A 13,372-nucleotide genomic window follows, 5' to 3' on the forward strand; every position below is an offset into this window, starting at 1 on the left:
TGGAAGAAGATCCAGATGGTCCCTGGCTTGACCGCACCACCATTTGGATCGAGACTCCAAGGACCTGAGAGGCAGGCAGGCGTCACAGACGGAGGAATGGTGTCATGGCGATTTCACGCAAGGAAGAGGCTCGGGCGCTGAGCGCCGACGAACATGCTCTCGTCGAGAAGTCGCACCATCCAGCAGTGCAGCATCTTGCCGACGCCGAACTCGCCAGCCTGGTCAAGCTCCTAAGGGAGCGGCGCGACAAGGCCCAGACCGAGGCGCATCGCCGCCGCCGCGAAATGCGCGGCAAGGGTGCGCCAAAGGGCGCCGGCGCCTCGAAGGCCGATGAAGGTTCGCAGTTGAAGCTGGCGGTTCTGGCGATGACCATGCGGCGGCTCAATGGCGAGGCCGAACGCCGCCGCCAGTTGGCAGCGCGTGTTTCGCTGGTCGAGAATGCACGCAAGGCGCTGTCCATGAAGCAGGGCGCTGCGGCAGACGGTCCCGAGTTCAACACGCGCACCGCGCACAAAGGCATGCGCGCGATCGTGAGCCGGCGGCCCGAGAATCTGATCCGGCCGATGGAACTCGGCCGGCAGCGGCAGGCGGCAAAGGTGGCGCAGGCAAAGCGCGACGCGCGCTGAGTTTTCTTGGCCGCCTTCTTTTGCTCTGGAAACCTGTCTGGCGGAATTGCCTCTTTATCGACACGCTGATGCGGGTAGAGTGCGGCTGATTTTCAATCAACCGCTTCGGAGTTCATGCTCGCACGCCTGTTCGTGATCTTCGGTGGGCTTCTCGTGCTGGTGCTGTGTGCGGCGCTGGTGGTGCCTTACTTTGTCGATTGGACGGGTTACCGTGCCGATTTCGAGCGCGAGGCGAGCGCCGTCCTAGGCCGCAAGGTGACCGTGCGAGGCGATGCAACGGCAAGGCTGCTGCCATTCCCCTCGGTGACCTTTTCCAACGTCGCCGTTGCCGGCGGCCCCAACGGCCAGCCGGCGATGACCGTCGAAACCTTTTCGATGGATGCAGAACTCGCGCCATTCCTGCGCGGCGAGGTGCTGATCTTCGACATGCGTCTGGTGCGGCCGAAGGCGATGATCGACATCGCCGCCGACGGCACGGTCGACTGGACGATACGACCGTCCTCGCCCTTCGATCCTGGCCAGATCTCCATCGAGAAGCTGACGGTGACGGAAGGACAGATCGCGCTCAGCCACGCCGCAGGCGGGCGCAGCCATCTTATTTCCGAGATCAACTCGACGATCTCGGCCAAGTCGCTGGGCGGCCCCTGGCGGATGGACGGCTCCCTGTTGCTGGACGGGTTGCGGACCACGATCGCCGCTTCCACCGGCAAGGCTGAAGCGGACGGGCAAATGCGGCTCAGGCTCAAAGCCGATCCGGATGACTATCCGCTGGTCATCGAGACCGACGGCAATGTGGGCCTCGTCGAGGGCGCCGCGGTCTATTCGGGCCAGTTCAAGATATCGGGCGCAGACCAGACTGTAGCGCAGTTGCGCGGCACCGACGGCGAGGCAGTGAAAGTCAGCGCCGGCAAGCCGGATCCGGGGTTCAGGCTGAACGGCAAGTTTTCGCTCGACCACCAGGAGCTCGGCGTCGACGAGTTCCGCTTCGAGACCGGACCGCTCGGCAATCCTTACACCGCCGACGGCAAGGCTGCGGTCGACCTTGGGCTGAAGCCGCATTTCTCGATCGAGGCCAATGGCGCACAGGTGCAGTTCGACGAGGCCGTGGGGGCGGCGGCCGGTGCCGGATTGACGCTGTCCGAGCGGGTGGCGGCGCTGGAGCAGGCGCTGCTCGATCTGCCGAAGCCGACCATACCGGGCACGGTCGAGGTGAGACTGCCGGCGGTGGTGGCAGGCGACACGACGGTTCGCGACGTGCATCTATCCGCCGAACCGGCCGAGGGCGGCTGGGCGGTGAAATCGCTGGCCGCCACGCTGCCCGGCCGCGCCAAGCTGGAAGCCAATGGCATGGTCAGCGTCGAGGATCATTTTGGATTCACCGGATCGCTGCTTCTGGCTGTGGCGCAGCCCTCCGGCTTTGCCGCCTGGCTGTCGAAGGACGTCGACGAGGCGATCCGCCGCTTGCCGGCCGCCGGCTTCAAGGCAAAAGTAGATTTGAGTGAAAAGCACCAGGCCTTCAGCGATCTCGAACTCATCCTCGGCAAGGCGAAGTTCTCCGGCCGCATCGATTCCACCCAGCCCGAAGACACAAGGCCATCGGTGCTGATGCAACTGGAAGGTGGCGAACTCGACGTCGATGGACTCGCCGCCTTCGCCTCGATCTTCGTCAGCGACAAGGGAGCCAACCGCTTTTCCGACCGCGACCTCGATTTCCAGATCAAGGCCGGGCCGGTCAGCGCAGGTGGGTTGACCGCCGATAGCGTCGACACCGCGCTTAGATTGCGCGACGGGCTGCTTGAGATCGACCGCCTGTCGGTCGGCGGACTTGCCGGCGCCTCTATCAGCGCCACCGGCCGGATCAAGGACTTCCCGGCGAGCCCGACCGGCAAGCTCGACGCCTCGGTGGTCGCCGTCGACCTCAAGCCGCTGATCGACGTCGCCGTCCGGCATTATCCGGACAATGCGGTGCTGAAGGGGCTGGCGGCGCGCGCCGCTGCCTATCCGGAGCTGTTCCAGGATGCGCGTATCGACGCCGTCACGAGTGCCGCAGACAATGGCGACGGTACGACTGGACTGGCAATGAGCGCACAGGGCAGGGCCGGTGGCTCGGCCTTTTCGGCGTCGTTGTCCGGCAAAGGGGCGCTCGACCGGCCTCTCGAAGCGCCGGTGACGTTGACCTTCAATGCAAGGAACGCCGACGCCACCGCACTTCTGGCGCTTTACGGGTTGCCGGCACTGCCACTCGGCATGCTCGGCGAGGCGACCACCGACGTCTCGGCCAAAGGCACGCTTGGCGGCGGCCTGGCGACACGCTTCAGCCTCGCCGGCAACGACTTCAAAGCTAGTTTCGACGGGACAGTTGCCGACACGCCTCAGGGCGCCGCCGCAAAGGGCAAGGTCAGCCTTGAAACGGCCGATATCGAGCCATGGCTGATGACGACCGGCGTCGGCCTGCCTGGCATGGGGACCGGCATGTCGACGTCGCTTGCGGCCGATGCCGACTACGGCAATGGTCTCTTGGTGCTGAGCGGCCTCAGTGGCGCCGTCAATGAAGCGGCGGTTTCCGGTGACGTAAATATCGACGTCAAAGAGGGGCTGCCGCATCTTGCCGGCGCGCTGTCGCTGGACGAGCTGGACCTCGATCCGATGGCGATGATGCTGTTCGGCGACCAGGCCTTCCTTGTCAATGATGGGGCCTGGCCGACGGCACCGTTCAGCCAGAAATCCAGTCTGCCATTTACCGCCGATCTCGATCTGACGGCGGCGTCGCTCGCCACCGGCCCGCTTGCCACCGCCTATGACGCCGCGCTGTCGCTGCAGCTCGACCAGGAGGGTATCCGCGTTTCCGATCTCAAGGCAAAGTTCCTCGGCGGTGTGCTGAGTGGTCTGTTCGAGCTCAAGAACAATGACGGCACCGGGCTTTTCTCCGGCCAGATGAAGCTCGCCGGCGGCGATCTGGCAGCCGTGCTGCCGGAGGCCGGCATCAGCGGAAACGGCGAGTTCACGACGGCGCTGTCGACCAGCGGCAAATCGGTCGACGCGATGGTGGCGGCGCTGTCCGGTTCCGGCACGGCGACGCTGAAGGGCATGACCATTGCCGGCTTCAATCCCGATGCCTTTGGCGCATTCATTGCCAAGGCCGACGCGATAGGGCGCGATATCGACGCGTCGAAGACTGCCGGCTTTGTGCCGCAGATCGCCGCGGCGGGCAGTTTTCCGGCGCAGGACACCGATATTGCCTTCACCATCGCCGGCGGCACGCTGAGGGCGCCGCCGGTCAAATTCGAAAGCCCGGGCGCGACGCTGTCCGCCGACATCACCGCCGATCTGAATACCAGCACCGTCGATGCTAAGGGCGAGATCGCCTACCGGCCCGGCGACGAGGCGCTGGTCGGCTCCGAACCGATTTTGAATTTCAGCGTCGACGGGCCGTTCGGCGCCACCAAACGGCAGTTCGACAGCGAGCCGCTGACACAGTTCCTGACCCAGCGTGCGCTGGAAAAGGAGCAGCAGCGGGTCGAAGCCATGCAAGCCGCACTGCTCGAGAAACAAAGGCTGCGGCGTGAGGTGCGCTACTACGCTGCCCTGCAAACGGAGCGTCAAAGAGCGGCGGAGGAACTGCGCAGGCAACAGGAAGCAGCGCGGCTGAAGGCCGAGGCCGACGCCAAGGCAAAGGCCGAAGCTGAGGCGCAGGCCCAAGCCGAAGCGGAGGCGAGGGCGCAGGCTGAAGCCAAGGCGAAGGCTGAAGCGGACGCCAAGGCAAAGGCCGAAGCTGAGGCGCAGGCCCAAGCCGAAGCGGAGGCCAGGGCGCAGGCTGTAGCCAAGGCGAAAGCGGATGCAGCGGCGAAGGCCGAAGCCGAGGCCAGGGCGAAAGCCGAGGCGGCTGCAAAGGCCAAAGCGGATGCCGAAGCCAAAGCCAAGGCGGCGCAACAGGCTGCCGAGGAAGCAGCGCAGGCCGAAGAACAGCAACGCCAGAGGGCGGAAGAGGCGTTGCGGATAGCCTCGGAAGAGAAGGCAAAGCTCGACGCCGAACGCAAGGCCGCGGCGGAGCAGGCGCAGAAAGCGGAACGGGCGCCACCGGCCGCAAATAACGTGCCACCGCCAGTGCCGCCGCCGCCAAAGCTCAAGTTCGACCCCTCGTCGATCGACGATCTGCTAAAATCACTGAGTGGCGGGTGACGGCGCATCCTTTATGCGCCGCATCCAGCAAGCAAGCGCTTCAGCATCGGCTCGATCCGCCCGAGTTCGTCGAGATGAGCGGCTGACAGATCGGCGAGACTGTCGTCGGCGCGGTCGGTCAGCCGCAGCAGCACGCGGCGGTGGTCCTCCTCGTCGTGGTCCCTCGCGACGAGCCCGGCTTCGCACAGACGGTTGACCATCCGGATGAGTATCTCGAGGGCCTCTCCGACAAGCTGCTGATGGCGAACGTGTCCCATTTGCCCGTCGTCACGCGAGAAAATGCGCGGCTGGTGGGCTATGTCGGCTGGAAGGACCTGATGCGTGTCAGATCGAAGAAGCAGGCCGAAGAACGCGACCGCTCGGCTTTGCTGGGCTTCCGTATCCGGCGCAGGAAACAAGATAGCGTTGCCTGAAGGCTACAACTTGCGGCGCTTGGCCCAGTCCAGCACATAGAGCCTGAGCGCCGAGGAGAGGTTCGCATCGCGCGGGCGGCTCTCGTCGATTTCGGCGACAAGCGCGGCGAGCGTCAATTTTCGCGCGGCCGCGATGGCGACCAGGTCGTCGTAAAAAGGCTTTTCGAGCGAATAGCTGGTGCGGTGGCCGCGAATGGTGACCGAGCGCTTTTCGACCGGGCTCACGCGACCGCCCTCACACTTCAAGCATCGGATTTGTCCGAATCGCCCGATTTTTCCCGGCGATGACTGGCGACGAATTTGTCGGCCTTGTCGGCGATCAGGCGGTCGCGATCCCGGCTGGTTTTGGAACGGCCATGCAGCGCCCGGTTCTGTTCGGCCAGGCGCTCCTTCTCGGCTCGCGCCTTCTGCTTGCGTGCCTGACGGAGATTGACGATCTCGGCCATGTCACGCCGCCCGTTGGGTCACTTCTTGCGGAAGGCGTCGAGCGACACCACGTCGGCCCCCTTGGCGCCGGCGTCGGCCGCGGCAGGCTTCTTTTCCGCCTCAGCGGTTTTCTTCTTCGTCTCAGGCTTTTTCTCGGCGACGATGGCCAGCGGCTCGGGAGCAGGCTTGGCCTTTGTCTCCTGTTCAGCCGGGGTATCCGTCTTGACGTCGAATTCGAGCTCGAAGTTGACGGACGGATCGTAAAAGCCGCGTACGGCCGAGAACGGGATTTCCAGTTTCTCCGGCACGTCGGAAAACGACAGCCCGACCTCGAAGCCGGTGTCGCTCACCTTCAGGTCCCAATATTGGAACTGAATAACGATGGTCATCTGTTCGGGATAGCGTTCGCGCAGCCGCGAAGATACGCGCACGCCCGGCGCGCCGGTGAGAAATGTGATGAAGAAGTGATGGTTGCCTGGGAGACCGGTGCGCGCGACCTCGGCCAGGACCTTGCGCATGACGCCGCGCAACGCCTCCTGGGCCAGAATGTCGTAGCGGATGTGGTCGTCGGCCATGTGGCTGTCGGCTTCCGTTGAATCGTCCTGATAGCTGTAATCAAGCTTGAGCGCGGCGTAAACCGGATATAGATCGCCGGGGTGCGGAAGCGAAGCCTGTTGGCGACGATTTGATCGCCAAACGGCTTTGATCGTCAAGCGCTGGCGAGCACGCCCTGTTTGCTTGCTCGGGCCACAGGCTGCCGCTTGCCGAAGGCGCGCAGGAAGGTGCGCACGCCATTTGTCGCCGATTGCACCACCTCGTCCTCGGTCGGTGTACCGCGGAGCATGAACGTCGTCTGCAACTCGGCATTGGCAAGCGCCATGAACTGGCGCGCTGCGACATCGGGATCGTCGATATCAAGGAAGCCGGCATGAGCGAGGCGGGCGAAACGGGCGGCGATCGCCGGCCATGTCCTGCCCGGTCCTTCTTCGCGCCATTCGGCGAACAACTCGGGGTAGCGCTCGCCCTCGCTCTGGATCAGCTTGCGCAGGAATTTTCCGTCGCGGTTGCAGATGCAGTTGTGATTCATCCGCACAGCAAAGGCGATGAGGTCGGCCTCGAGATCCTTCGGCCGATCGGGAAAAGTGGAGATCGTGGCAAAGATGCCGGCATTGCAACGTTCGGTGAGTTCGCGAACGATAGCAACGAAGAGTTTTTCCTTGTCGCCATGATGATTGTAGATGGTCTGGCGGGAGACGCCGGCTTCGGCGGCAATCATGTCGATATTGGCACCGGCGAAGCTTTCGCGGCAGAAGACCGAGGCGGCGGCGTCGACAATTGACATCCGCTTGGCCTCATGGCCCCGCGGCGGGAAAATGTCAGGAGAAACGTTGGCCTTCATGCAAAACTATATAGAGGTGGTTGACGAATTAGACAAGCCTGTCTAAATTTGTGGACTAACACGAGGGGGTTTCGTTCCGCAGAAGAGTCGGAACTCCACGGGATGGAACGTCCTAGGGTTACACGCCGGCCCGCGGCGGCAACCAGAATTCGAAAGAGCCTGCTATCATGAACGCCAAATTCCTCCGCATTGCGGTCGTGCTCGGCCTATTGTCCGCCATCGGCCCGTTTGCCATCGATATGTATCTTCCGGCCTTGCCGTCGATCGGCGAGGATCTGCATGCCGGCACCGCCGCGGTGCAGATGAGCCTGCTGATCTTCTTTCTTTCCATGGGCTTCGGCCAGATCGTCGTCGGACCGATCTCCGACATGGTCGGCCGCAAGCTGCCGCTCTACGGCGGCCTGGCGCTGTTCATGGTCGGCGGCGTCGGCTCGGCGCTGGCTCCCTCGATCGAATGGCTGATCGCCTTCCGCTTCCTGCAAGGGCTCGGCGCCAGCGCCGGCATGGCCGTGCCGCGCGCGATCGTGCGCGATCTGCATACCGGCACCGAGGCCGCCAAGTTGATGTCGCTGTTGATGCTGGTGTTTTCGGTGTCGCCGATCCTGGCGCCACTGACCGGTAGCCAGATCATCGAGAATTTCGGCTGGCGCGCCGTGTTCTGGACGGTGACGGGCGCGGCCGTGCTCGCCACCATCCTGCTGGCGACCTCGCTCAAGGAGACGCGGCCGGTCGAGGAGCGCGCCGGGTCGTCCTTCGGGACGGCACTTTCCGGCTACCGCTTCCTGATGGGCGACCGCAACTTCCTTGGCCTGACGGCCATCGCCGGCTTCGGCATTGCGAGCTTCTTCGTCTATCTGTCGAGCTCGTCCTTCATCCTGATCGACCATTACGGCCTGTCGCCTTCGGTCTACAGCGTGTTCTTCTCGATCAATGCGGTTGCCTTCATCGGCATGTCGCAGCTGACCGGGTTGCTGTCGGAGCGGTTCGGGCTGCAGCGCGTGGTACGCGTCGCGGTGACCGGCTATGCGACGACGATGGTGGTGTTGTTCGCGGTGATGGCCTCGGGTGTCGACCGGCTCGACGTGATGGCGGCCCTGCTGTTCGTCGGCTACGGTTTCCTCGGCCTGGTTATCCCGACCACGTCGGTGCTGGCCATGGAAGAGCATGGTGAGATCGCCGGCACGGCGTCGGCGCTGATGGGCACGCTGCACTTCGCCATCGGCGCGGTCGCCATGGGTGTCGCCGGCGTGTTCTTTGACGGCACGCCGCTGCCAATGGTGGCGGGCATCACGCTCTGCGCGGCGATCTCCTTCACGCTGGCCAAGGTAACGCTCGGCCGCAGCCGCGAAGCTGCGGAAGCGCCGGCGGAGTAAGCTTCTCCTAGCGAGACAAAAAAGGCCGGGCGATGTTCCCGGCCTTTCACGTTTGCGATCCCGGTTCAAAGCAGCCTATGCCTATATGACGGGTTCAGGACATGCAGCTTCGACATCTCAAGACCTTCGTGGCGGTCGCCACCACCTTGAACATCACACGCGCCTCCGAGCGGGTTCATCTTGCCCAATCGAGCGTGACCGAACAGATCCAGGCGCTGGAAGCCGATCTGGGCACGTCGCTGTTCGACAGGTCACGGCGTGGCTTGAAGCTGACGGCGGCAGGACAGCGCCTGCTGGACTACGCAAACGATCTCCTCGACCTTGCGGACGAAGCCCGTTCCGCTGTCGCCGACGCGAGCGGTACGGTTGCCGGTCGCCTGACGGTCGGCGGCCTGGAGACGCTTTGCGTTACGCGCTTGCCAGCCTTGCTGAGCGAATTCCACCGGCGCTATCCAGACGTGGAACTGAACCTCCAGGCGGGCGATAGCAGCCGGTTGCGTGCCGGCGTGGCCAGCGGGGCGCTGGACGTGTCTTTGCATTTCGGGGCCGCCCCGGCGGCGGCGCCGGAGCTGCGAAGCGAGCAGGTGGCAGAAGAAGAGCTCGTCATCATAATGCCGGCAAATCACCGGTTGGCCGGATATTCTGCCATAACGCCCGACGATCTGGCTGACGAGGCCTTCCTCGTCACCCAGCCCGGTTGCGTCTACAGGCGGATGTTCGACGAAACGTTTGCCGCAACGTTGCCTGACCGTCCAAAACTGGTCGGCGAGTTCGCCAGCATGGGCGCGATACGGGGCCTTGTTGCAGCCGGTCTTGGATGCGCGCTGGTCCCGCGTCTCGTGGGTTCTGCGGCTGACGCCAATATCGTCGTGCTGCCTTGGGTCGGAAGCAGCCCGGTGACGCCGGTCACCATGGTATGGCGCCACCGGCGCATTCAAGCGCCGGTCTTGCAACTGTTCCTCGCAATGGTTCGCGAGGTCTGGCCATCACTAGACCAATCGCTGGCCACCATCGACATGAAGCACGGTTCCGGTGATGAAGCCGTTATGCATCAGGGACGTGATAGCTTGGGCAACGTCGGCTGCCCGGCCGATCCGGCCGACGAGCAGACGCTTTGCCATGGCGTCCAGCGCAGCCGTCTTTCCGCTGCCGACGACGGCATCCCAAATCGGCGTGTCGACCCAGCCCGGCGAGACGACATTGACGCGGATCGGCGCCAGTTCGACGGCAAGCGCGTAGGCGAGTGAGCCAAGGGCCCCATTAACGGCTGCCACCACCGAGCCTTTCGCCGCCGGACGATAGGCGGCGATGCCCGAGGTCAGCGTGATCGACCCCCTGGGCGTCAGATGAGGCGCGCCGTGTTTGGCGAGAAGAAGCGGCGCGACGACTTTGGAATCCATCACTTTCCGCGCTATCGAGACGTCCATCTCGGGAAGCAACACATAGACGCCGATGATGTCTGCGGCGGTCGAGACGATGTGGTCGAGCGTACCGACGTCCTCGAACAGGCGCTGGACCTCGTCCTCGCTTGTGACGTCGGCTGCGATCGTCCTCAGCCTTTCCGGGTGAGGCAAGTGCTGCCGTGCGGCCGACAACCGGTCCTCGGAGCGGCCGACGATCGTAACCTCGGCGCCGGCAGCAAGCTGCTGTTCGGCAAGCGACAGTCCCATGCCGGAACTGCCGCCAACGATCAGGATGCGTTCGGGTGTTGGTGTGGTTTCCTGGTTCATCTTTTCTCCATCAGGTAGCTCGCGGGGCGTGACCGACACGCGGCGAGAAACTGAAGCCTTGTTCGACAAAGGCAGGGGAGAAGGGAAACGGGAAGATACGAATGCTGCCATCGGAAATTCCGATGAAGGGAAGCCCTTGGGTTTTCGCCTTGGCCTGAGACGCCTTAGCCTGAGACGTTGACGATGCGCGATTTTCTGTGTTAGCAGCGATGATCATGAAGATCGCTATGGTTCTTGCAGTGGTAGGAAAGCGCATGGGCAGGATGGTGTAACCATCCGGCGACAGCCACCCGTGCGCGACAAACAGGCTCCTGACGGGGCCTTTTTTTATGCCCGAAATTCTTCTTACGCCCGATTTCGGCGATGCCCCGTCAACCCATCCTCATCACGCTACGGGACAGAACCATGACAAGCGATAATTCCATTCAGGATACGAGCAACCGCATGACAGGAGCGGAGATCGTTCTCCGCGCACTCAAAGACAATGGTGTGGAGCATATTTTCGGCTATCCCGGCGCGGCTATTTTGCCGATCTATGACGAGATATTCCAGCAGGACGATCTCAAGCATATCCTTGTGCGCCACGAACAGGGCGCCGGCCATGCCGCCGAGGGTTATGCCCGGTCCACGGGCAAGGTCGGCGTGATGCTGGTCACGTCAGGCCCAGGCACGACGAATGCCGTGACGCCCCTGCAGGACGCACTGATGGATTCAGTGCCGATCGTCTGTCTGTCCGGACAAGTGCCGACAACATTGATCGGCTCCGATGCCTTTCAGGAATGTGACACGATCGGCATCACGCGATCCTGCACCAAGCACAACTCTTTGGTCAAAGACGTCGATGACTTAGCGTCAGCGATCCATAGGGCGTTCCACATCGCCCAGTCGGGGCGACCGGGGCCTGTTCTCGTCGACATGCCAAAGGACGTTCTGTTTGCGTCCGGCATGTACACGCCGCGTTCGGACGTTGCTGCGCTGAAAAATTATCAACCGAAGCTGCAGGGCGACATCAACAAGATCGGCCAGGCGATAGCGCTGATGGCCAATGCCAGCCGTCCCGTTATTTATGCCGGCGGCGGCATCGTCAATTCCGGCCCGAAAGCATCGACATTGCTCCGGGAGCTGGTTCAACTGAGCGACTTTCCGGTCACCTCGACGCTTATGGGCCTTGGAGCTTACCCCGCCTCCGGCAAGAACTGGCTCAAGATGGTCGGTCTGCATGGTTCCTATGAGGCGAACATGGCGATGCACGATTGCGACGTCATGATCTGTATCGGCGCGCGCTTCGATGACCGCGTGACCTCGCGTGTGGATGCTTTTTCGCCCAACTCCAGGAAGATACATATCGATATAGATCCGTCCTCGATCAACAAGAACGTCCACGCCGATATCGGCATACAAGGCGATGTCGGCAATGTTCTGGGTGACATGGTTCGTCTATGGCGCGCATTATCTCAGAAACCGGATGGAAGCCGCCTTCAGGACTGGTGGAGAAAGATCGCCGCCTGGCGCGCATGCAATTCGTTCTCCTATGAGATGAACAACGGCGTGATCATGCCGCAATATGCGGTGCAGCGCCTTTACGAGCTGACGAAGGATCGCGACACATACATCACCACTGAAGTCGGCCAGCATCAGATGTGGGCGGCCCAATTCTACGGCTTCGAAAAGCCGAACCGCTGGATGAGTTCGGGCGGCCTGGGGACGATGGGTTACGGCCTGCCGGCGGCGCTCGGCGTACAGATCGCTCATCCGGACAGCCTCGTCATCGATATCGCCGGCGACGCGTCGGTTCAGATGACCATGAAAGAGCTGTCGACGGCAGTCCAGTACGACGCGCCGATCAAGATATTCATCCTGAACAACGGATATATGGGCATGGTTCGCCAGTGGCAGCAAATCCTTCATGGCAACCGCCTCGCGCATTCCTATTCCGAGGCCTTGCCCGATTTTGTCAAATTGGCCGAGGCGTTCGGAGCGGTCGGCCTGCGCTGTGACAAACCAGCCGACCTTGACGATGCGATACAGGAAATGATCGACGTGGACCGGCCGGTGCTCCTCGACTGTCGTGTTGCCAAGCTCGCCAATTGTTTTCCGATGATCCGGACGGGCAGAGGGCACAATGAGATGCTGTTGCCCGATGAGGCTACTGGTGAAACATTCGCCGGTGCGATCGACGCGGTCAGCCAGGGGCTGGTATAAACGCCGCGGCGTCTTGAGCGTATCAGGGCGCATAAAAAGCCCAGCCGGCGAGGCCTGCAGCTGCACATATCAAAAAAGAAGAAATGGAGGTTTCTGTTGCCAGGTACCTCCGAACCCCGCCTAGAAGTGCGAACCACTAGGGCTTGAATTGAAGCTATCGCACCGCTTACGCGGCGAGACGTGCTTCCGCATAGTTGTCGTTGGCAACTATAAGTTTAGCCCGATAACGGTGGTACAATGCCGGGCAAAAGTACGATCTTTACACCTTCGTCGATCCTATTTCGCCCCCAGCAAAAGCCGCTCTTGAGCAGCGGTTTTTGGTGGAGGCGCCGGGTACCGCCCCCGGGTCCGAACGGCTTATTTCATCGTCTGTTTATCACCATAGTCGGTCGAGCCGACGAGGCGAATATAGGGACTGGCGGTGGAAAATGAAAGGCCGGAATGCCACTTTCGTCCGTGTCAAAGTGGATCATCAACGGGTTGACTTGCAGCCGGTCTCAATCGAAGCTTTGTGGCGGTGAGGAGACCCAGCGCACAGTTGCGGCAGCGCGCCACAATCCTCATCGACCGGATCCCGTGGCGCCGACGAGGGGAAATTCGATGGCCGATTATCTCGCAGACGTAAAAAAATATGATGCGGCGGCGGATGCCGACGCGGTCGCCAAGATCGTCAAGCATCTGGGCATCGCGCTCAGGAACCGCGATTCCTCGCTGGTGTCCTGCACCGACCCGGAGGAACTGAAGCGCGTCAGGAACAGCTGGGTCGCTGGCAAGCTCGGTGTCACCGACGGCGCCAAGGCGGATGCGGCTATCGAAAAGACCTGCATGGCGATGGCGGCCGACAACAGCAAGAGCCGGGTGACGTTCTATTATCTTGTCGCCAAGGATCTGGGCATGCTCGGCTCGCTCTGAACAAACTCGCCGCTGATGCTGGCGAGGCTTCTGCTGGAATTGTCTCGCTTTGCTGTGTTCGGCCGACGGTCATTCGGCTATGATGGCTGACAACCCGAATCGGACCGGAGCC

At 62.5% G+C, this 13,372-nt stretch carries 12 protein-coding genes, 1 other RNA gene and 1 pseudogene; 7 read left to right on the plus strand and 7 right to left on the minus strand.

Features of this window, described 5'->3' with window-relative positions; genetic code table 11:
• The first annotated feature begins 104 nt into the window (after positions 1-104).
• The gene (locus NKH63_RS02200) at positions 105-626 is read left to right on the plus strand and encodes a hypothetical protein (RefSeq protein ID WP_352482975.1); all 522 of its coding nucleotides are present in this window, start codon (positions 105-107) and stop codon (positions 624-626) included.
• Positions 627-740: 114 nt separating this feature from the next.
• Positions 741-4,805 carry an AsmA family protein gene (locus tag NKH63_RS02205; RefSeq protein WP_352482976.1) on the plus strand — a complete coding sequence of 1,355 codons (4,065 nt, stop codon included), beginning with the start codon at positions 741-743 and terminating at the stop codon, positions 4,803-4,805.
• A gap of 11 nt (positions 4,806-4,816) precedes the next feature.
• On the opposite strand, the gene NKH63_RS02210 is transcribed toward NKH63_RS02205, so the two are convergent.
• Positions 4,817-5,062, minus strand: coding sequence for a winged helix DNA-binding protein (locus NKH63_RS02210; protein WP_352482977.1), 246 nt, complete (start codon positions 5,060-5,062; stop codon positions 4,817-4,819).
• Here NKH63_RS02210 and NKH63_RS02215 point away from each other — a divergent pair.
• The gene (locus NKH63_RS02215; protein WP_352482979.1) at positions 4,946-5,218 is read left to right on the plus strand and encodes a CBS domain-containing protein; all 273 of its coding nucleotides are present in this window, start codon (positions 4,946-4,948) and stop codon (positions 5,216-5,218) included. The two genes, NKH63_RS02210 and NKH63_RS02215, sit on opposite strands and share 117 nt — an antisense overlap.
• Before the next feature lie 3 nt (positions 5,219-5,221).
• Here NKH63_RS02215 and NKH63_RS02220 read toward each other — a convergent pair whose 3' ends face one another.
• The 4 genes from NKH63_RS02220 to NKH63_RS02235 all read right to left on the minus strand — a co-directional run bounded on the left by NKH63_RS02220 (position 5,222) and on the right by NKH63_RS02235 (position 7,043).
• Positions 5,222-5,443, minus strand: coding sequence for a ribbon-helix-helix domain-containing protein (locus NKH63_RS02220; RefSeq protein WP_023720823.1), 222 nt, complete (start codon positions 5,441-5,443; stop codon positions 5,222-5,224).
• Between the two features lie 17 nt (positions 5,444-5,460).
• Positions 5,461-5,664: a DUF4169 family protein gene (locus NKH63_RS02225; RefSeq protein WP_023720822.1), complete on the minus strand. Its 204-nt coding sequence runs from the start codon at positions 5,662-5,664 to the stop codon at positions 5,461-5,463.
• A gap of 18 nt (positions 5,665-5,682) precedes the next feature.
• Complete coding sequence (locus NKH63_RS02230) at positions 5,683-6,219, minus strand: SspB family protein (RefSeq protein WP_023676707.1); 537 nt, start codon at positions 6,217-6,219, stop codon at positions 5,683-5,685.
• 134 nt (positions 6,220-6,353) lie between these two features.
• Positions 6,354-7,043 carry a TetR/AcrR family transcriptional regulator gene (locus NKH63_RS02235; protein ID WP_352482981.1) on the minus strand — a complete coding sequence of 230 codons (690 nt, stop codon included), beginning with the start codon at positions 7,041-7,043 and terminating at the stop codon, positions 6,354-6,356.
• Positions 7,044-7,210: 167 nt separating this feature from the next.
• Between NKH63_RS02235 and NKH63_RS02240 the strand changes: the two genes are divergently transcribed.
• Together NKH63_RS02240 and NKH63_RS02245 are read left to right on the plus strand one after the other, a co-directional pair.
• Positions 7,211-8,416: a multidrug effflux MFS transporter gene (locus tag NKH63_RS02240; protein WP_023720819.1), complete on the plus strand. Its 1,206-nt coding sequence runs from the start codon at positions 7,211-7,213 to the stop codon at positions 8,414-8,416.
• Between the two features lie 101 nt (positions 8,417-8,517).
• A pseudogene (locus NKH63_RS02245) lies at positions 8,518-9,339 on the plus strand (LysR family transcriptional regulator); the annotation flags it as partial.
• A 66-nt stretch (positions 9,340-9,405) separates the two neighbouring features.
• On the opposite strand, the gene NKH63_RS02250 reads toward NKH63_RS02245, so the two are convergent.
• Positions 9,406-10,146 (minus strand): SDR family oxidoreductase, encoded by a 741-nt coding sequence (locus NKH63_RS02250; RefSeq protein WP_352482982.1) that lies wholly within the window; start codon positions 10,144-10,146, stop codon positions 9,406-9,408.
• Positions 10,147-10,551: 405 nt separating this feature from the next.
• Between NKH63_RS02250 and NKH63_RS02255 the strand changes: the two genes are divergently transcribed.
• Positions 10,552-12,348, plus strand: a complete 1,797-nt coding sequence (locus NKH63_RS02255; protein ID WP_352482983.1) for an acetolactate synthase 3 large subunit — start codon at positions 10,552-10,554, stop codon at positions 12,346-12,348.
• Positions 12,349-12,430: 82 nt separating this feature from the next.
• On the opposite strand, the gene ssrA is transcribed toward NKH63_RS02255, so the two are convergent.
• Positions 12,431-12,786, minus strand: a transfer-messenger RNA (tmRNA) gene (gene ssrA / locus NKH63_RS02260).
• A gap of 162 nt (positions 12,787-12,948) precedes the next feature.
• Here ssrA and NKH63_RS02265 point away from each other — a divergent pair.
• A complete protein-coding gene (locus NKH63_RS02265; RefSeq protein ID WP_352482985.1) occupies positions 12,949-13,260 on the plus strand; it encodes a DUF2853 family protein in 312 nt (103 codons plus the stop codon).
• Positions 13,261-13,372 lie beyond the last annotated feature (112 nt).

Origin of the sequence: Mesorhizobium sp. M0960, assembly GCF_040319055.1 — a bacterium.
Lineage (GTDB): Bacteria > Pseudomonadota > Alphaproteobacteria > Rhizobiales > Rhizobiaceae > Mesorhizobium.